Source organism: Hallerella porci (genome assembly GCF_003148885.1).
In the GTDB taxonomy this organism is placed as follows: Bacteria; Fibrobacterota; Fibrobacteria; order Fibrobacterales; family Fibrobacteraceae; genus Hallerella; species Hallerella porci.
Window position 1 is genome coordinate 1 of the sequence record NZ_QGHD01000030.1, and the last position, 20,555, is coordinate 20,555.

Here is a 20,555-nt window from a genome sequence, read left to right on the forward strand (position 1 = left end):
CACAAGCATTCCCTCTACGTTCTCGCGAACAAGATTGACTGGAACAAGTTCGAGACCGAGTTTTCCAAATTGTTCAACGAAAAGAAGGGTGCGCCGAACAAGCCGATCCGTCTCATGACTGGGCTCATCATCCTGAAGCACATCCGCAACGTATCGGACGAGTCCGTCGTGGAGCAGTTTCAGGAAAACGCCTATTACCAGTATTTTTGCGGAGAACGGTTCTTCTCGACGGAGCAACCCTGCGACCCGAGCGAACTTGTCCACTTCCGGCACATGATTGGCGAAGCGGGCATGGACATGATCCTCAAGGAAAGTATCCTCGTCAACGATGACCACGATAAACAAGGACCGACAGGATGCGGCACGGTCTTTCTTGACACGACCGTGCAGGAAAAGAACATCACGTTCCCTACAGACGCCAAACTTGCGAACAAGATAATAGAGCAGGTACAGAAAATCGTGGAAGAACACGGCCTTCCGCAGAGACAGTCCTACAAGAGAACCTTGAAGAAGGTCCATCGTGACCAGCGTTTTCGCAATCACCCGAAGAACGCCAAGAAGGCGCGCAAGGCAGATCGCAGGCTGAAGACAATCGCGGGACGGCTCGTCCGTGAAATGGAACGGAATCTTTCGAAGAAAAATCTGTCGGGTACGTACAAAGGAAAAATCGAGCTTTTCAAAAAAGTTTTGGAGCAGAAGAGGTGCGACAAGGACAAGGTCTATTCGCTACACGAGCCCGAAGTAAAATGCATCGGCAAGGGCAAGGAACACAAGAAATACGAGTTCGGCAACAAGGTGTCAATCGCCCGTAGCTACAGCGGCCTCATCGTCGGCGCAGTCGCGTTCAGGGACGAGTATGACGGACATACGATAGACGATACGCTTGACCATGTTGAACAAATGCTCGGCTTCAGGCCGAGCCGGGCAGCATGCGACCGGGGATACCGCGGACAAAAGGAATCCGGAACGACAAAGATCGTGATACCGGACGTTCCGAAGAAAAACGCGACCTACTACCAGAAGAAAAAGGCTCACAAGCTTTTTTGCAAGAGGGCTGGCATCGAACCAATCAATGGTCACTTGAAGAGCGACCACCGCATGGGTCGCAACTTCTACAAGGGAATCTTTGGCGACATGCTCAACGCAAAGCTTGCAGCAGCAGCGTTCAACTTCAAGAGGGCCATGAGGCGCTTTTTTGTCCTGTTGGAATGGCTATACTGTTTTTGCCTTCTGTGGAACGGAATGAACAAAAAATGCGAACGTCCTTATCTTGCGTTCGCAAAGTGACCTTTTTAAGGGACGACTAAATAGCAGCGAAGCTGCGCGGGGGTTTTGAGAACTTAGAGCTGAGAGCTTAGATCTTAGAAATGCTAAGCTCGCGTCAAAAGTTTTAAATGGAGGAATTTCCGAAGAGAAATAGCCTCCAAAGTTTCAGATAGACAGTTCAAATGAAATTTCCAGCCTTAAAAGTTTCAGATAGAGAGTTCAAATGAAATTTCTAGCCTCCAAAGTTTCAGATAGAGAGTTCAAATGAAATTTCTAGCCTCCAAAGTTTCAGATAGACAGTTCAAATGAAATTTCCAGCCTCCAAAGTTTGAGATAGACAGTTCAAATGAAATTTCTAGCCTCCAAAGTTTTATATGGAGGGTTCAAATGAAATTTCTAGCGTCCAAAGTTTCAGATGGACACTTCAAATGAAATTTCTTGCCATTATTTTTTCGGATGGAGGGTTCAAATGAAATTTCTTGTCAATATTTTTTCGGATGGAGGGTTCAAATGAAATTTCTTGCCAATATTTTTTGGGATGGAGGGTTCAAATGGAATTTCTTGCCATTATTTTTGGGATGGACAGTTCAAATGGAATTTCTTGCCATTATTTTTGGGATGGACAGTTCAAATGAAATTTCTTGCCAATATTTTGGCGGCGGGAAGTCACTTTTAAAAATTTTTGCCTTAATATGAACTGCTAGATCCGTTCACTTCGCCTTCGGCTCCGTTCAGAATGACACGGCGGATGTGTCTTCGGCGCGCTTAGCAGCGAAACGCCTAACTTTATAATTGTTAATTGTGAATTATCAATTCTGCATTATTATCCAATGCATAATTAACAATTAACAATGCACAATTGGAAATAATGGCGGCGAAGCCGCGCGGGGGGGGGAGAACTTAGAGCTGAGAACTTTGAACTTAGAAATCTAAGCTCTAAAATCTAAGTTCTAAGATCTTGCATTCCACTTTTTTCGTTTTTAAGTAAAATCTTCTTTACTTTTGGAAAATTTTTACTGATTAAAACGTTTAAAGATAAAGGCGTCATTTTGAAAATTTTAAGCAGAAATGTCTCTGTTTGAAACTCTATGGAGAACAAAATGACAAATAAAAATTCTCGTCGCAGTCACGATGCATTTTTCCGTTGGCTTTTTGCCGACAAAAATCATCTGCGGGCGTTGTTGAAACTTTCCGCGAAATCCAATTTGGAGATTCAGCAATTTTTGGCAGCGGTTGATCCGAATACATTTGTGCGCATTCCCGATACTTATTCGAATGTGGACGAAACGGGCGAAGCCGATTTGGCGTTTCGGGTGAATGCCTCTTCGGGCGACCACGCACTCGTCGGCGTTTTGCTCGAACACAAATCGGAGCCTGACGCAAATACGTTGGCGCAGATGAAAAAATATGTCAATTCGGTGATGAACGCTTACGCACAATCGCACAGCGCAACGCAAATTCGACCGTCGCCATTCTTTTTTACAACGGAAAAGTTCCGTGGGACCCGTACAAAAATTTTCCGCAGTATCCCGAATATTTCCACAATCTTATTTTGCCGTTCAAAGCGGCGTTTGTGAATATGACGCAAATTTCGGACGATGATTGTTTGAAATGTGAAGACGTCGCAACGGCGATGGGTGTAACCGCGATGAAATATGCATTTAACCGGAAAAAATTGTTGGCGATTCTTCCCAAATTTCAAAAAGCCTTAACGCAGATTCCTTACGATGAAGCGAAAAACTTGCTCGAAAAAATTAGTGTATATTTGAAGGAGTATTTGGGCGAAAGCATCCTCAAGGAGTTAGATATGGCATTCGTAAGCATCGGACAAAAGTACGGTTTCGTCAGCGCCGGCGATGTCTTTCGCCAAAGGCTCGCTGCAGGTAAAGCTGAGGCGCTTGCGGAAGGACTTTCCAAAGGACTTTCCAAAGGTCGTAAGGAAGGGCTTTCTAAGGGGCTTTCCAAAGGGCGGGCGGAAGGGCTTTCTAAGGGGCTTTCCAAGGGCCGTGCAGAAGGAATTCGCCAGGGGCTTTCCAAAGGTCGTAAGGAAGAAAAGCTTTCCCTCGCCAAAGCTTTCCGCAATAAAGGTTTTCCTTTAGAAACGATTGCCGAAGTCACCGGCCTCTCGATTGACGAAATCAAAGCACTGTAAAAAAAGAACCGCGAAAGCGGTTCTTTTTTAGTTGGAATTGATGATAATGCATAAAGAACAATTAACAATGCATAATTAACAATTGAGAATTAGGCGCACCTTCGGCGCACTTGTTATAAATAGCAGCAGCTGCCTAACTTTATAATTGTTAATTGTGAATTATCAATTATGCATTGTTAGCCAATGCACAATTGAAAAGAATGGCATATTTGGCGCGAGGTTGGCTTGTAGAATTTGTCTTAAGCTTTTTTCCGCTTCGGTGAAACAGCGATAAAGATAAGCACGCTCACAAGCAGCAAAAACGGGTAGAACATATAAGGGATAATGTCAAACGCATTTGTGTTGGAACCTTCGGGAGCTGCCGCTGTGATTGCCGAAAGGGCGACAAGCATCTGGGCGCCATAAGGCAAAATCCCTTGCACTATGCAGCCGAAAATATCGAGGAGCGAAGCGCTCTTTTGCGGAGAAATGCGGTATTCATTTCCCATTTGCTTTGCAATGGGAGCGGCCATTACAATGGCGACCGTATTGTTCGCCGTCGCAATATCCATCGCACTCACCAAAAGTCCCATGCCAAGTTGTCCGCTACGATGCCCCTTAAACACTTTGTGAATAAAGTCGAGCAAAGCGGCAAAGCCACCGTGAATGCGGATGAGTCCGCAGAGTGCGCTCACAAGGACCGCGACCATAATCGTTTCGTACATGCCAGAAATTCCGTTGCCGATGTGGCTAATCAGTCCAATGGATGTGAGCTCTCCGCTTCCGACCATAATGATGGATGCGGCAAAAATTCCAATGATTAAAACCATAAACACATTAATGCCGGTAAGCGCAAGCGCAAGGACTAAAATGTAGGGAATCAACTGGATTAAGTTATAATTTCCGCTCACGATTTCTTTGGCATCGGTCGCAAACGAAATCGCTGTAATGATGACAATCGCAACAATTGCAGCAGGGAGCGCAATCCAAAAATTCACGCGGAATTTATCCTTCATCGCGCACCCTTGCGTTGAAGTGGCGGCAATTGTCGTGTCCGAAATAAAACTCAAGTTATCGCCAAACATAGCGCCACCGATTACCGAAGCCACGCAGAAGGGAACGCTAAATCCCGCTGTTCCTGCGACTTCAATTGCAATCGGCGTCACAACCGCAATCGTTCCAACCGACGTTCCCATGGCGGTAGAAACGAAAGCGGCAACGACGAAAAGTACGACGACGGCAAATTGCGCCGGAATAAAATCCAACAAAAAATACGCAGCGGCAGAAGCACTCGAACGTCCAAGAATTCCTGCAAAAATTCCCGCGCAAAGGAAAATGAGAATCATGAGAAAAATATTTCTGTCGCCGATGGCACCAGCCATAATATTCATTTTCTTGTCAAAATTGAGTTTGCGATTTTGAATGCAAGCGACAAAAATCGCAACGAGGAAAGCGCCCACAATCGGGATGTTGTAAAATCCCATCGGAATTTTGAGAATATATTCAAAGGTAATTCCCATGCCCAAGTAGAGCACTAAAAAGATGAGCGTCGGGAGCAAAGCTTTTGGATTGCCTTTGATGTTTTCAAGATTATCAAGAGAAATACTTTCGTTTTCCATGAGATTCCTTTTCTCAAAATGATGATGCGCGCAAAATTAGAAATTGAAAGAACTCTTAGAAACGGTAAATGGGTTTCCCCTCATAGAAAGCGCTGCGCTTTCATTTCTCAATAAAAAAGGCGGCGGTGCCGCTTTTTTAGTTTACTTTGACTTTTTCGACGAATTTTTTCTTGAATTCTTCGGCGGGAATCGGGCGCGAAATTAAAAAGCCTTGGATGAGTTCTGCGCCCGCATCTTTCATCACGGAAAGCGAATTTTCGGTTTCGACTCCTTCGGCGCAGAGGCGAATCGTTCCTTTTTTGCAGAAGTCGGAAACGAGTTTTAAAATGGTGCGGTGCTGCGGATATTTCACAAAGTTTTGCGTTAACTGGAAATCGATTTTCAAAATGTCGACGGGAATATCGCAGAGAACGATGAGAGATGCGTAACCGGTTCCGAAATCATCGAGAGCGGTGTAAACGCCGCCTTCTTTGAATTCGCGGAAAAGGGCGGCAAATTCTTCGGTCGCTTTAATGCGACAAGATTCGGTGAGCTCTAAAACGAGCGCAGAACCCGGAAGATCGTATTTCTTGAGAATGTCAAAAACGTAATCTTTGAATCCGGGCACGCAGAATTGAATGCTCGAAACGTTCACGTGAATCTGCTGAATATTTCCGTTGATTTTTCGCCATTCGGCAAGAGTCCGCATCGCTGAATCGATAACCCAAGCGCCGACGGTCACGATGTCTTCGGTATGTTCGAGCATCGGAATAAAATCGCCGGGGCTTACCATCCCGAGTTCGGGAGTGGAAAAGCGGAGAAGTGCTTCGGCAGAAGAACAATTTCCGCCATCGGAATTGACAATCGGTTGAAAGTAAAGTTCAAAACCTTCGCATTGATTTTGCAGACTTTTTTTAATCGCTTCGCGGAGTTGCGATTGCCGCGTTTTTTGCAAATACAATTCGTCGGAATAGTAAACGAGTTCTTTGTGATTGGTCGTCTTGGCAAATTCAATTCCGTAGAAAAGATTTTGTTGTAAACGATCAACGTCGACGCCGTCCGATGGGAAAATCGTTGCGGTGCACACAAAATCCTGATCGATTTCGATGCCGTCTACGGGAACGCAGCGCAGCACATTTTGAATTGTTTGATAGGTTGCTTGAATATCGGCTTTCTTGCACGATTTGATAATAATCGAAAAGTTCGAACCTTGCATCCGAAAAATCGATGCTTCTTTGTGAACCGATTGTTTTAAAAGCGCGCCCATCGAGTATAAAAATTTATCGCCGAATGCATAGCCGTAATCGTCGATGATTTTTTTGAAATTGAGCAAATCAAAACAGAGAATTGCGCCGCGGTCATTTTTCTTCAAACGTTCCGATAAATTATTGCGAAATTCGTGGAAGGAGCGCAGATTCGAAACGGGGTCAATTTTATTTTCGTAGCCGAGCGGGCGAATGAATCCCGCGGTATGATCCGCGTTTCCGTATTCGTCATAGTAAATGTAACTGCTGCACAAAATCCATTCGTATTTCCCCGAACTTGTCATCACACGAAATTCTAAATCGTAATGGCTATTGTGTAAACCTAAAACGGAATGGAGATAATTGCGACATTTTTCGCGGTCTTCGGGATGGATGATACTTGTCCATAATTTTTCGAAGTGATCCAAAGAATCTTCGTTTACCCCGAAGAATTTTTGAGCTGGTTTTGACCAATGGGCAATGTTTGTTTTCATATTGCCCGCAAAAAAGTACACTGGATCGGAGCAATTTGAAAGTGCTTCAAACAGTTGCTTTTCTTCTTGGTTAAAATCGCTCATTTTTTAATTTCCTTTTTTATAAAAATAAGCAGAAAAGGAAGAATCGCTAAAAATGTTGTGAGCTAGATTCTTCCAAGTTGGAATAGAAATGCAAAAAAGCCGCGCGAAGCGCGGCTTAGAGATGAATTTTCGAATGAGATGAAAATGGATTAAACCAATTTCTGCCCGAAAATTTCGTGCCAAGGAAGTCCCCATTTTCCGATTTCTTCCATGAACGGATCCGGGTCGAATTGTTCCATATTGAAGACGCCTTCGCCTTTCCATTTTCCGGTGAGCATCATCGCACCGCCGAGCATTACGGGAACGCCGGTGGTGTAGCTGACCGCTTGCGCTTTGACTTCTTTGAAGCATTCGGCGTGATCGCAGACATTGTAAACAAAATAAGTTTGCGGTTTGCCGTCTTTTGTGCCGGTGAGCTGGCATCCGATGCAAGTTTTTCCCGTGTAATTTTGGCCGAGAGTTCCCGGTTCCGGAAGAAGCGCTTTCAAGAATTCCAGCGGGATGATTTTTTGACCTTTGAATTCGACGGGATCAATGCGGGTCATTCCCACGTCTTCGAGAACGCGGAGATGAGTCAAATATTCTTGTCCGAAGGTCATCCAGAAACGAGCCTGTTTGATTTCGGGAATAAATTTGACGAGAGATTCGAGCTCTTCGTGCCAAAGCAAATAGCTTTCGCGCGGACCGACTTGCGGATAATCGACGCTTTTGTGTTCGGACATCGGCGGAATTTCGTAGAAGTTTCCGTCTTTGTAGAATTTGCCTTTTTGTGTGACTTCGCGAATGTTGATTTCGGGGTTGAAGTTCGTTGCAAATGCTTGGCCGTGATTGCCCGCATTGCAGTCGACGATGTCGAGAGTATCGACGGAATCGAAGTAATGCTTTTTGGCGTAAGCGGTGTAAACATTGGTAACGCCCGGATCAAAGCCCGAACCGAGAAGCGCCATAATTCCCGCTTTCTTGAAACGATCGTGGTAAGCCCACTGCCAAGAATATTCAAAGTGCGCTTTGTCTTTGGGCTCGTAATTCGCAGCGTCGAGATAATTGACGCCTTCGGCGAGGCACGCATCCATAATCGGAAGATCTTGGTAGGGAAGCGCTACATTCAAAACGAGTTCCGGTTTGAAATCGCGGATTAAAGCGGCGACTTCGGCGGGATCGTCAGCGTTGACTTTTGCCGTGTGAATGGGAATGTTTTTGATATCTTGAGCAATCGCATCGCACTTGGATTTTGTGCGGCTTGCTAAAAGAATTTCGGAATAGACGCTCGAGTTCTGAGCACATTTGCGGACGACGACGTTTGAAACGCCACCAGCACCGATGATCAATACCTTGGACATTTTTTACTCCGTTTTGAATGGTTGCATTTAAAATATAGGAACTTTCACATCGAAAGATTTTGCGTTTCCCGCTTCATCTTGAATGCGGATTTTAAAAGATTTTCCAGCGGGCGGAAGTTCGCTTAAAATGAAGACGAGTTCTCGTGGCTCGGAATCGTATTCTGCGTAAATGAACGGCTTTCCGGGGGCACTTGCTTGAATGGCGTTGCCGCTTGGAATGCCCGATTCTTTTTCGATTACAGGGATGCGGAGAACGGCGGTCATTTTGCCTAAGACCATTGCGGAATCGAGACGGCTTTCGCCGAGTTCGGGCGCCGTTTTGTCATCGATAAATCCGATGTCGCGAAGTTCATCCATCGAGGCCGAGCGTTCTTTTTCTGCGGATTTTTGTTTGCTGAAAATAAACCAGCGGCGACTCGTTTCGCCCAAATAATAGAGCGGAGCGGTCGCAATTTTTTTGTCAAAGGAAACGTTCCAATCGCCTAAGAAATGCAAACCCTTCGGGTGAAATTCGTAAGCGGGAACGCTGTCGTTTTGAAGGGCGCGAATTGCGAAAACGCGAGTCCAAGGAACGTCGGCGAGAGCGCTTACGCGCGCAGCAATGCGGGCATTTTTCATTTGAAATTCGATGGAAAAATCTTTGGCGTCCGCGGGAATTTCGGCGAGACGAATCGTGTCGGATTTTTCATGTTGTAAAAGACGAATTTCATCGACGCCGGGATAAATTTCGAGCAATTTTCCGAGAGGAGTTGCTTCGGGTTTCATTTCTTCGCAGGCGTTTGCGACGAGTTCATCGCGGCTGTAAAGAGTAAATTCTGTTTTTAAAGAATCGCTTTTGCACAAATCGAGTCCGAGCCAACTGCGACTTAAGAAAGAGAACAATTCGGGATTTTGATTTTTCCCGTGAAGCGCAGGCTTTGCGCCGTTACATTTTTCGGCAAGCGCAAGAGTCCGCGTCGAAATTTTTCCGGTGATGTCTTCGACTTCTAAAGTGAGAGTGTCGCCTTCTGTAAATTTGTATACATTTGGCAGATAATGCCAATCGCCGGCGGTGTCCGCTTCTTCGGCCCATAATAATTCTTCGCGGATTTGAATCATGTTCGCATACGAAAGCGTGTCTTTGCGGACTTCGCTTAGAATTTCATTTTTGCGTTTTAAAGTAATGCGGCGCACGGACATCGGATTTTCGAGAGGCTCGCGGCTGTAATCGGCGATTTTAAAAACGAAGCGCAGCGGGTCTTGATGATTTTTAAAATCCGGCACTTCTAAGCAATTCGCTTTTAAATCTTCTTCGCCGCTGAGGCTTACATTTTCGCCTTGAAAAACCGCGGCTCCGAAAATGAAAGGCGCCAAAGTATCGCCGCAGAAAACGCCGTTTGCACAAGGATTCACGACTTTTTCGCCCGTGCGCATTTCCAAATGCAAATGCGGATTTCCAATGCCCGAGCTTCCGGTGAACGCTAATGTATCGCCTTTTTGAAAGGAAGGAATTTTGGGATTTTCTAATGCGACATCGTTTTTCTTCTTTTTATTTTGCGTTTTCCGAATGAGAGAATGGAGCGGTTCTGCAAAGTCGCTGAGATGCGCAAAGAGCCAAGTGTGTCCGCTTTCTCCTGCGAAGTAAATGACTTTTCCGTAAAAATACGGCGAAACTTTGACCTTGATAATTTTTCCGTTTTCGGGCGCAAGCACCGGAAAACCTTCGCGCATTTCGGTCGAATAATCAATGCCCGCGTGATAACGGGTGCCGCGATTTTCGCCAAAGGAAGAAGTTAAAAATCCGATTTTTCCAAAAGGAAAATAGAGCGAATCGGCTGCAAAAAGCGTCGCCGAAAAGAGAAGAGAAATAAGAATGAATCGCATAGAAAAAAGATAATTCGTAGGAAAATGGTTTAACGAAATCGGTTGTGTGAAAATTTGAAAAATGCCACGCGGTGCGTGGCAAAATGCGATTAAAATTTTTGAAAAAATCGCGGTTGATGAAAATCGGGCTTTTCGGTGTTAATCGGGAAAAGCGTCAAATAATGCGGGCGTCGTGCGCGGTCGGCGCACTTGTAAATGTTGCCGTAAAGAGTTTCTTGGGAAAGGTCAGAACAGCCGAGAAGTTTCGCGGGAATAGAAACTTTTAATTCCCACGAAACAAATCCGTTTTCAAAAATCGGCGCAGTCACGTGGCGAAGTAAACTTGTATAATCGGTTGTTTTGAGTTCGGTTCTGTGCGCACGATCGCGTCCGCGGGCAGCGTAGCAATAACCGCGACTTGTCAATTCGAAATTGAGATAATCGTTTGAATTTAACGATTGCACAAAAATTTCAACGCAGCTGTCTTCCCAAGCGTGACCGCCGTCGCTTTTGACATTGGCGATGAAACAATCTTCGGGCTCGGTGACTTGAAACCGCACATGTAAAAAATGTTTGTCGTGAAAAAGATTGACGATAACGTGGGGAAGCGCTTCTTCGTCCGTTTCCCAAAGGCGATTGAATTTTAAAATCATGACAAAAAAGTAATAAAATTTGGCGAGGCTAATTTTTCGCAAAAAAAGATGCGCTCAGTATCGCGTCTTTGTGCTTTTTTGATAATCGTCAAAAAGCTTTAAGCAATCACCGCGCAGAAGAGAACGCCGGATGAGTTTTCCTTCGGATTTGCCGTTTAAAATATCGTAGAAAACCGTGTCGCGGAAGCCGATATTTTCGGCATCTTGGATGGTGCAGCCGCTGACGATTTCGCGGATATTTGCCCACAAAATGCCGCCGAGACACATTGGGCACGGTTCCGAAGTGGTGAACAAAACGCAGCCCGAAAGATCGTGAGTTCCCAAATTTTTACAGGCGTCGCGGATGGCTTCCATTTCTCCGTGACAAGTCGGATCTTTTTTTAGGAGAACGCAGTTGTGACCGCGTCCGACGATTTTTCCATCTTTGACGATGACTGTGCCGAATGGACCGCCTTCGCCGTTTTCTATGCCTTGACGGGCTTCGAGAATTGCTGCTTGCATCCAATTTTCGTCGTTCATCGTTTTACCTCGGGAAAATTTCTTCTTTGTAAATTAAACTTTTTGTCGTGAAGAGAAAAATGTTTTTGGTCTTACGTAAAATATTCTAAATTTTCGCCCAACATAGGAGACAATTATGTTCAAAAAAATCACACTTGCTGCTGCAATCGCCGCTTCGTCGTCGTTTGCGACTTACACATTCTTCCCGGTCGGCGATGCTCACACCGGTCAGGCACAAATCACCGGAGATTATTCTTGGGGTGATGAAGGCGGAGATTGGTCCTCCATGCAATTAAAGTTTAGCGCGGAATACGTCGTGATTCCAAACCTCGAACTTTCAATTAGCAAGTTGGGCTATCAGCTCTGGAACGAACCGGATGATTACGATGGAGACGATACCGATGGCTTTATGGCGATGACCTTCGGCGCTCGTTATCAATTCCACCCGATGTTTATCGCTGCATTGGATTTGGGAATTCCTCTGAATGCCGATGAAGTTGCTGCCGTGGATCCGTTTGAACTTTATGGCGCTATTCAATTTACGACCGACTTGATTCCGAATCTTTCTCTCGGATCGGAACTCGGTTTCCATTGGTACTTTGAAGATGAAGATGTTACATACGGTAAAATTCTTACTCTCCAAGCCGAATTGGATTACTCGATTCCGTCTATTCATCTTACCCCGTGGGTGGGCTTTGAATACGATCAACGCGTCACGGATACAGAATATCCGGAGGTCGATGATGGCGCAGGCGATAACGAAATTACCATTTGGGTTGGCGCTCAATACGATATTTCAAAAATGCTCTTTGTAAAGGCGCAATATGTGTTTGGCCGCGGCGATGTCTTCGGCGACTATATGGAGCTTCAAGGAACGGTTGGTGTCAATTTCTAATTGTTGAGGCAAATATGCGGTGTCTGGTAACAGGTGGTGCAGGATTTTTAGGAAGTCATCTTTGTGAACGATTGCTGAACGATGGCCACGAGGTCATCTGCTTAGACAATTATTTCACAGGGCGTCTTGCTAATGTGAACCATCTGCGCGACAACCGCAATTTTGAACTCATCCGCCACGATGTGACGGAACCGATTTTGCTGGAAGTGGATCGAATTTTCAATTTGGCTTGCCCTGCAAGCCCGATTCATTACCAGTATAATCCGGTGAAAACGATTAAGACGAGCGTGATGGGCGCAATCAATATGCTCGGACTCGCCAAGCGAGTTCACGCTCGGATTTTACAAGCGTCGACGAGCGAAGTTTACGGTGATCCCATTGTGCATCCGCAGACCGAAGATTATTGGGGAAATGTCAATCCCATCGGTATCCGCAGCTGCTACGACGAAGGAAAACGCGTCGCAGAAACTCTTTTTATGGATTATCACCGCCAGAATCAAGTGGACATTCGCATCGTTCGCATTTTTAATACATACGGCCCGCGCATGCTCGCTAACGATGGCCGCGTCGTCAGCAATTTTATTGTGCAAGCGCTCAAGGGCGAAGATATTACGATTTATGGCTCGGGAGAACAAACCCGCAGTTTTTGTTACGTCAGCGATTTAATTGAAGCGATTGTGCGGATGATGGATCAAGATGATTGCATCGGTCCGGTGAATATTGGAAATCCGCATGAATTTACAATGCTCGAACTGGCGCAAAAAGTCATCGAACTCACGAATAGCAAAAGTAAAATTGTTTATTTGAGTCTTCCTGGGGATGATCCGAAGAAACGCAAACCGGATATTACCCGCGCAAAATTAGCCCTCAATAATTGGGAACCGAAAATCCAATTAGAAGAAGGCTTAAAAAAGACGATTGAATATTTTGCAAATCATTAACGCAGAAACTTTTTCGGTTCTGCGCAAAATTTTATTTCAAATTTTCTTTAATCAAATTTTCTAACTGTTCGTCGGTCTTTTTGGAAAGGTCGCCGATGCGGTAAAATGTGCCGTCTTTTTTCACGATAAAGACAACGGGGACATAGCCTGTGCCGTATTTCGGACCGAATTTCATATTCACATCTTGGAAAATGGGAATTGATGCGTTGAACTGATCGATGAATAAACGGATGTCGTTTTTCTTAATGCCGCCGCCGATGGAAATGCCGATGCCCGTGAGGCCTTGCGGTTCATACTTTTTAATCAAATCTTGAATTGCGGGAAAATGCGCTTGGCAATGCGGACATTTCGGGCTGAAGTAATAAATGAGAAGCGGTTTTTCACTGAAGTGCGCAAAGAGCATTCCCGGATCATTCACTCCCGAAAGCGGAATCGTAAAATCGATTTTTTGTACTTCGCCTGTCGTGGAATCTTTCAATACTTCCGGCGGCTGCGCTTTGTTTGCGTTTTGGGCAAAAGCAAATACGGAACAGATAGCAACAAGCGGAAGAATACGAGAAAATAAACTCATCTAGACCTCTATAAGAACAGAGCTAAAATACAAAAATCGATGTCGAGTAGAACAATTTTTTTGAATTAGGGTTTTAACCGATGCGGAAGACGCGGGAATGCGCCGGTTTCGCGGACATGCGGCAAATTGCAAATCCAAGCGACGGTGCGTTCTAGCCCAAGACCGAATCCTGCGTGCGGTACAGAACCGTAGCGACGAACATCTAAATACCAAGAATACACTTCGGGAGAAAGCCCTTGCTTTTTAATCGCATCTTCAAGGACGGTTAAATCTTCTTCGCGTTGACCGCCGCCGATGATTTCGCCAAATCCTTCGGGCGCAAGAATATCCATATTGCGGACGACTTTCGGATTTTCGGCGCTCTTTTTCATGTAGAACGGTTTAATTTCTGCGGGATAATCGTAAACGACAACGGGACGATTAAAATGGCTGCCGACGATGGTTTCGTCTGGACCGCCGAAGTCATCGCCCCAAGTAAATTCTGCACCAGAATCTTGAATGATTTTGACCGCGTCCGTGTAACTTACGCGGGCGAACGGCTCGTTTGCTGTGATTTCGAGCGCTTTCGTATCGCGTTCCAAAAGTTTGAGCTCGGCGGCGTTGTGGGTGAGAACGCGTTTTGCAATTGCTTGCACCAAACCTTCGGCGAGTTCAATATCGCCATCCAAATCCATGTAAGCGACTTCGGGTTCGACCATCCAGAATTCGGTCAAATGTCTGCGCGTATTCGAATTTTCGGCGCGGAAAGTCGGGCCGAAGCAATAAGCGCGTCCGAAGGCCGCACAAGCGGCTTCCATATAAAGTTGTCCGCTCTGCGAAAGGTAAGCGGTTTCGTCAAAATACGGCGTCGCAAAAAGAGTGCTCGAACCTTCGCATTCATTCGGCGTAAAAATCGGTGCATCGACCAAGGTAAAATCGTGCGAGTCAAAGTATTCGCGGATGGCTTGGACAATGCTGTGGCGAATGGTTAAAATCGCATGTTCCCGCGGACTGCGAATCCATAAATGCCGCCAATCCATCAAGAAATCGGTGCCGTGTTCCTTCGGAGAAATCGGATAATTTTCGGTTTTCGAAACGAGCTCAACGTGCGATGCGACGATTTCAAATCCCGCGGGCGCTTTCGGCGATTCGACGACTTTTCCGTGAACGCGAATCGAACTTTCTTGCGTCAAATGTTTAATCATTTCAAAATCTTCGGCAGGGACATCGGTTACCCCGGCGACGACTTGAACAAATCCCGTTCCATCGCGGAATTGAATAAAGCAAACTTTTCCTGAGCCGCGGACTCGTGTTGCCCAACCCGAAAGAACAACGTCTTGACCGATGAAATTTTTCAGATGACGGATGTAAAGTTTTTGAAGCATGCCTAAAAAATAATTTTTTTTCGTTGAAGAGAATAGGGGAAATTTCCGCACAGTAATCCCGGATACCGCAATTTTTCTCGGCTTTATGGGACAAATTTTCTACATTAAAAACGTGAAAAATTTCTTTCGAATTGGCATCGGGTTTTTATTAGCTGCAAGTGCGATTCTCTTTGCAGAAGAAACCGCCGTGTCAATTCCAAAAGAAAAATCGTCTAAGCCAAAAGTCATCGATGGCGGCATTCCGATCCCGCGAGAAACGACTTATCAGCAAGAAGGTTTTGGCGTTGGCCTCGGCGGGGGAATGCTTTTTCCGAGCGGTTCGCATTGTAATCGTCTCGCCTTGTGGCAAGGAACGGTGGAATATTATTACGCGAGTTATTTGAGCGCAGGATTTTCCGCGCGGATGTACGGCGGCAATGTCGATGATAAATACGCGATGATTTATCAGCGTTATCATACGCATTTGCTGATGCATTATTTGGTGCAGCCTCGTTGGATGCTTTACGTTGGCCCGACATTTGGCTTTGAAACAACGGACTTAAATGAAATTCGACACGGCGAACACAACGGCAGCCTCGTGAACGAAAAAGACGAAGAAAAAGCCGTCGGATGCAAAAATGAATACAGCCTTGACGGCGTTTCGGGCGGGCTCACAATGGGAACGGGTTACCGCATTTCGGACGATTGGGCGGTGAATGGCGGTGCGGGAATTGAATATAATTCGGCAGAGGTTGGGCAGTTATCGATTGCGTTTGGCGCAGGATTTAATCTTCGCAATTATGTGGGAATTTTGCAAAGAAATTTCCTCGGCGGATGGATTGTCGTCGAAGGGCTTGCGCACCGTTACATCTCCGAAGATACGGGAGCGTGGGGACTATCTATTTTCCTTGCGATGGTCTTTAACATCTAAATTTTTTGCCGAAAAAATCCCCGTCAAATAAATTGAAAATGGGAGAATGCAAAAAAGACTTCTCGAAAGAGAAGTCTTTTTATGGAGCTAAGGAGATTCGAACTCCTGACCCCAACGCTGCCAGCGTTGTGCTCTACCAACTGAGCTATAACCCCGTTAAGCTCCCCAAATTGAGAAAAAAAATATTTTTTTGTCAAGGGGATTTCCAATAAAAATTGAAAATCCCCGCAACTTTTCGAAATTAAGCAACCGTTTCGATGGTGACGGATTCGATGGTGACATCTTCATACGGACGATCGTTGCGGTCGGTGCGAACGCCAGCGATTTCGTCTAAGACTTCGAAGCCCGAGAAGAGTTGTCCGAATACGGAGTAACCTTCGGCAGGACCGCCGTTTTCCGGATGATCCAAAAAGTGAACGTCGTCGCCGTGGACGATGAAAAATTGGCTGCCGATAGAATGCGGCATCATCGTTTTTGCCCAGCTGAGAGCGCCGCGCATGTGCGAAAGGCGAGAATCGTATTTGTCTGCGATGGTGGAACCCGGACCTTTTGCTGCGTAGCCACCGGTTCCGTTTTTGCGGTTAAAGTCACCGCCTTGAATCATAAAACCCGAAATAATACGGTGGAACGGAGCGCCATCGTATTTGCCTTGCTTGGCAAGTTCAATAAAATTGGTCGCACATTCGCCGACGATTTCTGGGAAAAGGCGTGCGCGCATTTCGCCGTGATTTGTTTTAATGATGGCGATGGTTTCGCCAGATTGAGGCTGTTCGAGCTGATTGAACATATTTGAGTTCTCCAGTGTGGTTTTATTTCTAGATAAAAACTACATTTTCTTGATGAGAAAAACATGAAAAAGGAGACCGTAGTGAAGGATAATTGCAAACGGATCCGCCAACTTCTGGATGCGCAATCGATGGAAACGGCGTTAGACCAGATGGCTTCATCGGTGGCTCAGTTGGTTTCGTCCAAAGATAATGTCCTCGTTCTCGGCATGGCAAGCCGCGGAATTCCTCTCGCCAAAAAATTGGCGAAGCGTCTTTCGGAACGTTTTCAGTTAGAAATTCCCTGTGGGAGTTTAGATGCGACTTTTTACCGCGATGATTTTCATTATCGAAAGCCTCTCGCTGTTACCGAAATGCGGATAACGGAAATGCCCGCATCGGTCGAAGGCAAAACGGTAATTCTCGTCGATGATGTGCTTTATACCGGACGCTCAGCTCGGGCAGCGATTCAAGCGATTCTCGATATGGGACGCCCCGCAGCCATTCGCTTCTGCGTTCTCGTCGACCGCGGACATCGGGAACTTCCGATTTCTGCCGATGTCGTCGGGCTTTCTGTTACCACGCTTCCGAACGAAGAAGTGCGAGTTTGCGTCGAACCGGATGATCCGGAATCGGCGGTGTACTTGGTTCAAGTGGAGAATGTATGAATTCATCTCTTTCCATTCGTCATCTTTTGGGGTTACAAGGAGTTCCCGCGGGCGATATCCGCGCGATTCTCGATACCGCAGTGGAATTTCGTCAACTGTTGGATCGCCCCGTCAAAAAAGTGCCGTCGCTTCGCGGCCTAACAATCGTCAATTTGTTTTTTGAAAACAGCACACGGACGCGGACGAGTTTTGAACTCGCCGAAAAACGCCTCTCTGCAGACATTGTGAATTTTTCAAGCTCGAGTTCGAGTGTGCAAAAAGGCGAAACTCTTCTTGACACGTTGAAAAATATCGAATCGATGAAAATCGATGTCGTCGTCGTGCGGCACAAAGGAACGGGAGTTTCGGGATTTCTCGCGGACCATACGAACGCAATCGTTGTGAATGCGGGCGATGGCGCTCATGAACATCCGACGCAAGCGCTTCTCGATATGTTTACCATCGAACAAAAACTCGGAAGCCTTCAAGGAAAGCGGATTGCAATCGTCGGTGATATTCGTCATAGTCGCGTTGCCCGTTCGGATTCTTGGGGCATGACGACTCTCGGCGCTTCGGTAACTCTCTGCGGTCCGAGCACACTTCTTCCGCGTTACCGCGAAGATTTCCCCAATGTTTCGTGGGAAACCGATGTAAAAAAAGCGGTGGCTGGCGCCGATGCGATTATCGCATTACGTTTACAAAAAGAACGGATGGAAGATTCGCTTCTCCCGAGTATGCGCGAATACCGCAATTATTTCGGCGTAACCGAAGAAGTTTTGGAACAAGCAAAAAGTTCTGTGTTAATTATGCATCCGGGTCCAATCAACCGCGGCGTGGAACTCGATTCCGAAGTCGCTGACGGCGAACATTCTGTGATTTTGGAACAGGTGACGAACGGTGTTGCTGTTCGCATGTCTGCTCTTTATCTCCTTTCGGGAGGTCGTGCAAATGGATAATGTGATTTTGAAAAATGTCCGTCCTTTTGTGAACGGAAAATTAGAAGAAGCGACAAATGTCGCGCTCGTCGATGGCGTTTGGCGAAATTCTGCGCCCGAAGGAACGCGCGAAGTCGAAGGCAATGGCGCTTATTTAATCCCCGCATTATTTGCGCTCGGCGTCGATTTTCAAGAACCTGCCCGCGATGATATTTACACTTACCGCGACGGTTTTAAAGCGATGCGCCGCGGCGGATTTTACGGCGGACTTTATGAAAGTTCTGCAAATCCGATCGATGGCATTCAACGTTTAATCGCCGAAAAATCTGCGCTAGAATTTAGCGGATTTAAAATGCGAATTCTCGGGGCAATCAATCAAGGCTACGAAGCAAAAGCACTCGCCGAAATGCTCGAACTCGCAGGCGTTGGTGTCGCGGGATTTGGCGACGGAAACCGCGCATTTGGCTCGATGCGATTCTTACGTCTTTGCCTCGAATACGGAGCGATGACGGGAAAACGTTTCTTCTTCTTGCCGTATGATTATTCGCTCGCCCACGGCGGTTACGTGAACGAAGGAAATTTCTCCGATATGATCGGGATGAAAGGCGTCCCCGAACAAGCCGAAACAATTCCGCTTTTCTCGCTCTTAGAAATGGCGCGTTGGCTCGGCGTTCCGCTGCACATTAAGCAAGTCACCTCGAAGGCTGCGCTCGACCTCATTCGCCGTTACCGCGAACAAGGTTTGGATGTCACCTGCGACGTCGATATTCATCACTTGCTCTTCTGCGACGAAGATTTGAAAACTCTCAATACGAATTTGAATTTGCATCCGCCTGTGCGTTCAAACGCCGACCGCGAAGCGCTTTGGAACGGACTCGCTGACGGTTCAATTCAAGCGGTGAGCATGAATCATTTCCCCGTGCACCGCGAAGACAAAGAAGTGAATTTCGAAGCGGCTGTGCCAGGTGCCATCTCACTTGAAGTGGCGCTTCCTGCACTTTGGAAATCGCTTACAGAACATTTGGGAATTGCCCGCGCTATCGAAGTGATTTCTTCAAAACCCGCAGAAATTGCCGGCGTCGAAAAAGCAGAACTTGCGTTCAACAAAACCGCCGAAGTCGTCCTCTTCGATCCGCAAGGAGAAACCGAAGTGACCGCAAAAACTTTCGCTGGAAGCGTTGAAAATTCGCCGTTCCTCGGACAAAAACTGCCCGGAAAAATTCTCGGATCTTGCATTGCAGGCATTTGGAGGTAAGCATTGCTGTCGATTCCGGTAGAAGTTCTCGGTTGGATTTTCCTCATTGTGACGCTGTTTTTAATCCTCGTCGTCCTTGTGGAAATTAGCCGCAACAACCGACGCCGGGAAATCGGCAAAATGTTTGCCACCGAAGAATTCGACCAAAAAATTCAAGCGTTGCAGCTCACTTCCGAAGAGCGGCAAATGCTTGAACGCTTGGTGCGTCAATCGTCTTTTTCTAACAAAGATTCCGTTCTCAATTCACCCATTCTTTTCGAAGAAGCGGTGAATTTTGTTTATAAATTGAATCACGGCGCCGAAAACATTTCGCGTCACGACCAAGAAATCATTTCGACGCTCCGCAAAAAATTGTCGCATTTAGAAAACGCTGCATTGTATTCTTACACATCGACGCGGCAATTTGCGATAGGGAAAAATGTTTCGTTAGTCTTGCAAGAAAACAGCAAAGAACTTTCGGTGCACACGCAGATTAATCAATTAGACGAAGTCTCGTGGGGAGTGAAAAATACGAACACATTTCTCGCTGAATATCTTAGCGGAAAACGCGTAGACGTTCGCTTAAACATTCCCGGCGAAGCGGTTTACCACGCAAATGTTCGCGTTATTCAAGTCACTTCCGATTCCATTCTCCTCGAACATTCCACGCAACTGCACAAAGAACAGCTGCGTCGTTGGATGCGTCTTGCGGTCAATTTCCCCGTGAAATTGGAATACAAAGGAAAAATCATCGAAGGATTTCTCGTCGATCTTTCTGCGGGCGGTATTCTGCTCTCGCTTCCGAACCTCATCCCTGAATCTGCGCTCGTTCAAATTCAATTTTTGCTGCCCGGATTTGGGGAAGAAAACTTGCAAGTGCGAATTTTGCGCCAACTCCACGGAGGCACGTCCGACGCTGAAACGGGAAGAATTTCGCACAGCGCATCGTTCATCGGCGATTTTGGCGAAACACAAGAACGCGTTTTACAATATATTTTCCGCGAAAGACGTGCACAAAAAGGAACTTAAATGAATTTTTGCAAGCCTTAAGTTGCGTTTTTGCAAGCAGTTACACAAAATCCTATTGACATTCTTCTTTTGGAAAGGTAGAATTAAGAAGTCCTTATATTTGGGTTGAGGTTAC

The 20,555-nt window shown here is 46.1% G+C and carries 20 protein-coding genes and 1 tRNA gene; 11 read left to right on the forward strand and 10 right to left on the reverse strand.

All coding sequences use genetic code 11. The annotated features are described in order from the left end of the window. The 4 genes from B0H50_RS10995 to B0H50_RS11010 form a co-directional block, all read left to right on the forward strand. Window positions 1–1,287: IS5 family transposase (locus tag B0H50_RS10995; protein ID WP_109587740.1), on the forward strand; the 1,287-nt coding region annotated here is incomplete at its 5' end. Between the two features lie 489 nt (window positions 1,288–1,776). Continuing rightward, the gene (locus B0H50_RS11000; RefSeq protein ID WP_109587741.1) at window positions 1,777–1,962 is read left to right on the forward strand and encodes a hypothetical protein; all 186 of its coding nucleotides are present in this window, start codon (window positions 1,777–1,779) and stop codon (window positions 1,960–1,962) included. 404 nt (window positions 1,963–2,366) lie between these two features. After that, entirely contained in the window at window positions 2,367–2,843 is a 477-nt protein-coding gene (locus tag B0H50_RS11005; RefSeq protein ID WP_158275916.1) for an Rpn family recombination-promoting nuclease/putative transposase, read from the forward strand. Between the two features lie 29 nt (window positions 2,844–2,872). After that, window positions 2,873–3,418, forward strand: coding sequence for a FliH/SctL family protein (locus tag B0H50_RS11010; RefSeq protein ID WP_146193747.1), 546 nt, complete (start codon window positions 2,873–2,875; stop codon window positions 3,416–3,418). A 239-nt stretch (window positions 3,419–3,657) separates the two neighbouring features. Here the strand turns inward: B0H50_RS11010 and B0H50_RS11015 are convergent, their stop codons facing one another. The 6 genes from B0H50_RS11015 to B0H50_RS11045 form a co-directional block, all read right to left on the reverse strand. Further along, a complete protein-coding gene (locus tag B0H50_RS11015) occupies window positions 3,658–5,016 on the reverse strand; it encodes a Na+/H+ antiporter NhaC family protein (protein WP_109587744.1) in 1,359 nt (452 codons plus the stop codon). A gap of 136 nt (window positions 5,017–5,152) precedes the next feature. After that, on the reverse strand, window positions 5,153–6,817 hold the full coding sequence (locus B0H50_RS11020; protein ID WP_106199748.1) for an EAL domain-containing protein: 1,665 nt from the start codon (window positions 6,815–6,817) through the stop codon (window positions 5,153–5,155). Between the two features lie 149 nt (window positions 6,818–6,966). Next, window positions 6,967–8,157, reverse strand: a complete 1,191-nt coding sequence (locus B0H50_RS11030) for a saccharopine dehydrogenase family protein (protein ID WP_106199750.1) — start codon at window positions 8,155–8,157, stop codon at window positions 6,967–6,969. 27 nt (window positions 8,158–8,184) lie between these two features. Next, complete coding sequence (locus B0H50_RS11035) at window positions 8,185–10,020, reverse strand: M23 family metallopeptidase (RefSeq protein WP_106199753.1); 1,836 nt, start codon at window positions 10,018–10,020, stop codon at window positions 8,185–8,187. Between the two features lie 89 nt (window positions 10,021–10,109). Further along, complete coding sequence (locus B0H50_RS11040) at window positions 10,110–10,652, reverse strand: carbohydrate-binding family 9-like protein (RefSeq protein WP_146129220.1); 543 nt, start codon at window positions 10,650–10,652, stop codon at window positions 10,110–10,112. 54 nt (window positions 10,653–10,706) lie between these two features. Beyond that, window positions 10,707–11,171 (reverse strand): nucleoside deaminase, encoded by a 465-nt coding sequence (locus tag B0H50_RS11045; RefSeq protein ID WP_106199757.1) that lies wholly within the window; start codon window positions 11,169–11,171, stop codon window positions 10,707–10,709. Between the two features lie 115 nt (window positions 11,172–11,286). Between B0H50_RS11045 and B0H50_RS11050 the strand changes: the two genes are divergently transcribed. Both B0H50_RS11050 and B0H50_RS11055 read left to right on the forward strand, forming a co-directional pair. Next, window positions 11,287–12,045, forward strand: a complete 759-nt coding sequence (locus tag B0H50_RS11050) for a transporter (RefSeq protein ID WP_106199759.1) — start codon at window positions 11,287–11,289, stop codon at window positions 12,043–12,045. Between the two features lie 14 nt (window positions 12,046–12,059). Continuing rightward, window positions 12,060–12,986 (forward strand): UDP-glucuronic acid decarboxylase family protein, encoded by a 927-nt coding sequence (locus B0H50_RS11055; protein ID WP_106199761.1) that lies wholly within the window; start codon window positions 12,060–12,062, stop codon window positions 12,984–12,986. Window positions 12,987–13,017: 31 nt separating this feature from the next. Here the strand turns inward: B0H50_RS11055 and B0H50_RS11060 are convergent, their stop codons facing one another. Then, window positions 13,018–13,557: a TlpA disulfide reductase family protein gene (locus B0H50_RS11060; protein WP_106199763.1), complete on the reverse strand. Its 540-nt coding sequence runs from the start codon at window positions 13,555–13,557 to the stop codon at window positions 13,018–13,020. Window positions 13,558–13,622: 65 nt separating this feature from the next. Next, window positions 13,623–14,921, reverse strand: a complete 1,299-nt coding sequence (gene asnS / locus B0H50_RS11065; protein ID WP_106199765.1) for an asparagine--tRNA ligase — start codon at window positions 14,919–14,921, stop codon at window positions 13,623–13,625. Window positions 14,922–15,006: 85 nt separating this feature from the next. Between asnS and B0H50_RS11070 the strand changes: the two genes are divergently transcribed. Next, window positions 15,007–15,831 (forward strand): hypothetical protein, encoded by an 825-nt coding sequence (locus tag B0H50_RS11070; RefSeq protein WP_106199768.1) that lies wholly within the window; start codon window positions 15,007–15,009, stop codon window positions 15,829–15,831. Window positions 15,832–15,913: 82 nt separating this feature from the next. On the opposite strand, the gene B0H50_RS11075 is transcribed toward B0H50_RS11070, so the two are convergent. Both B0H50_RS11075 and B0H50_RS11080 read right to left on the reverse strand, forming a co-directional pair. Next, window positions 15,914–15,986, reverse strand: a tRNA-Ala gene (locus B0H50_RS11075). Between the two features lie 86 nt (window positions 15,987–16,072). Beyond that, entirely contained in the window at window positions 16,073–16,618 is a 546-nt protein-coding gene (locus B0H50_RS11080) for a peptidylprolyl isomerase (protein ID WP_106199770.1), read from the reverse strand. A 63-nt stretch (window positions 16,619–16,681) separates the two neighbouring features. Here B0H50_RS11080 and pyrR point away from each other — a divergent pair, with 63 nt between their 5' ends. The 4 genes from pyrR to B0H50_RS11100 are packed head-to-tail and all read left to right on the forward strand — an operon-like array spanning window position 16,682 to window position 20,440. Then, window positions 16,682–17,263 (forward strand): bifunctional pyr operon transcriptional regulator/uracil phosphoribosyltransferase PyrR, encoded by a 582-nt coding sequence (pyrR, locus tag B0H50_RS11085; protein WP_233244785.1) that lies wholly within the window; start codon window positions 16,682–16,684, stop codon window positions 17,261–17,263. Next, window positions 17,260–18,198 (forward strand): aspartate carbamoyltransferase catalytic subunit, encoded by a 939-nt coding sequence (locus tag B0H50_RS11090; RefSeq protein ID WP_106199772.1) that lies wholly within the window; start codon window positions 17,260–17,262, stop codon window positions 18,196–18,198. Before pyrR ends, B0H50_RS11090 begins: the two co-directional genes overlap by 4 nt. Continuing rightward, window positions 18,191–19,432 carry a dihydroorotase gene (locus tag B0H50_RS11095; RefSeq protein WP_106199774.1) on the forward strand — a complete coding sequence of 414 codons (1,242 nt, stop codon included), beginning with the start codon at window positions 18,191–18,193 and terminating at the stop codon, window positions 19,430–19,432. Before B0H50_RS11090 ends, B0H50_RS11095 begins: the two co-directional genes overlap by 8 nt. Before the next feature lie 3 nt (window positions 19,433–19,435). Continuing rightward, window positions 19,436–20,440 (forward strand): PilZ domain-containing protein, encoded by a 1,005-nt coding sequence (locus tag B0H50_RS11100; RefSeq protein WP_109587746.1) that lies wholly within the window; start codon window positions 19,436–19,438, stop codon window positions 20,438–20,440. Window positions 20,441–20,555: the final 115 nt, after the last annotated feature.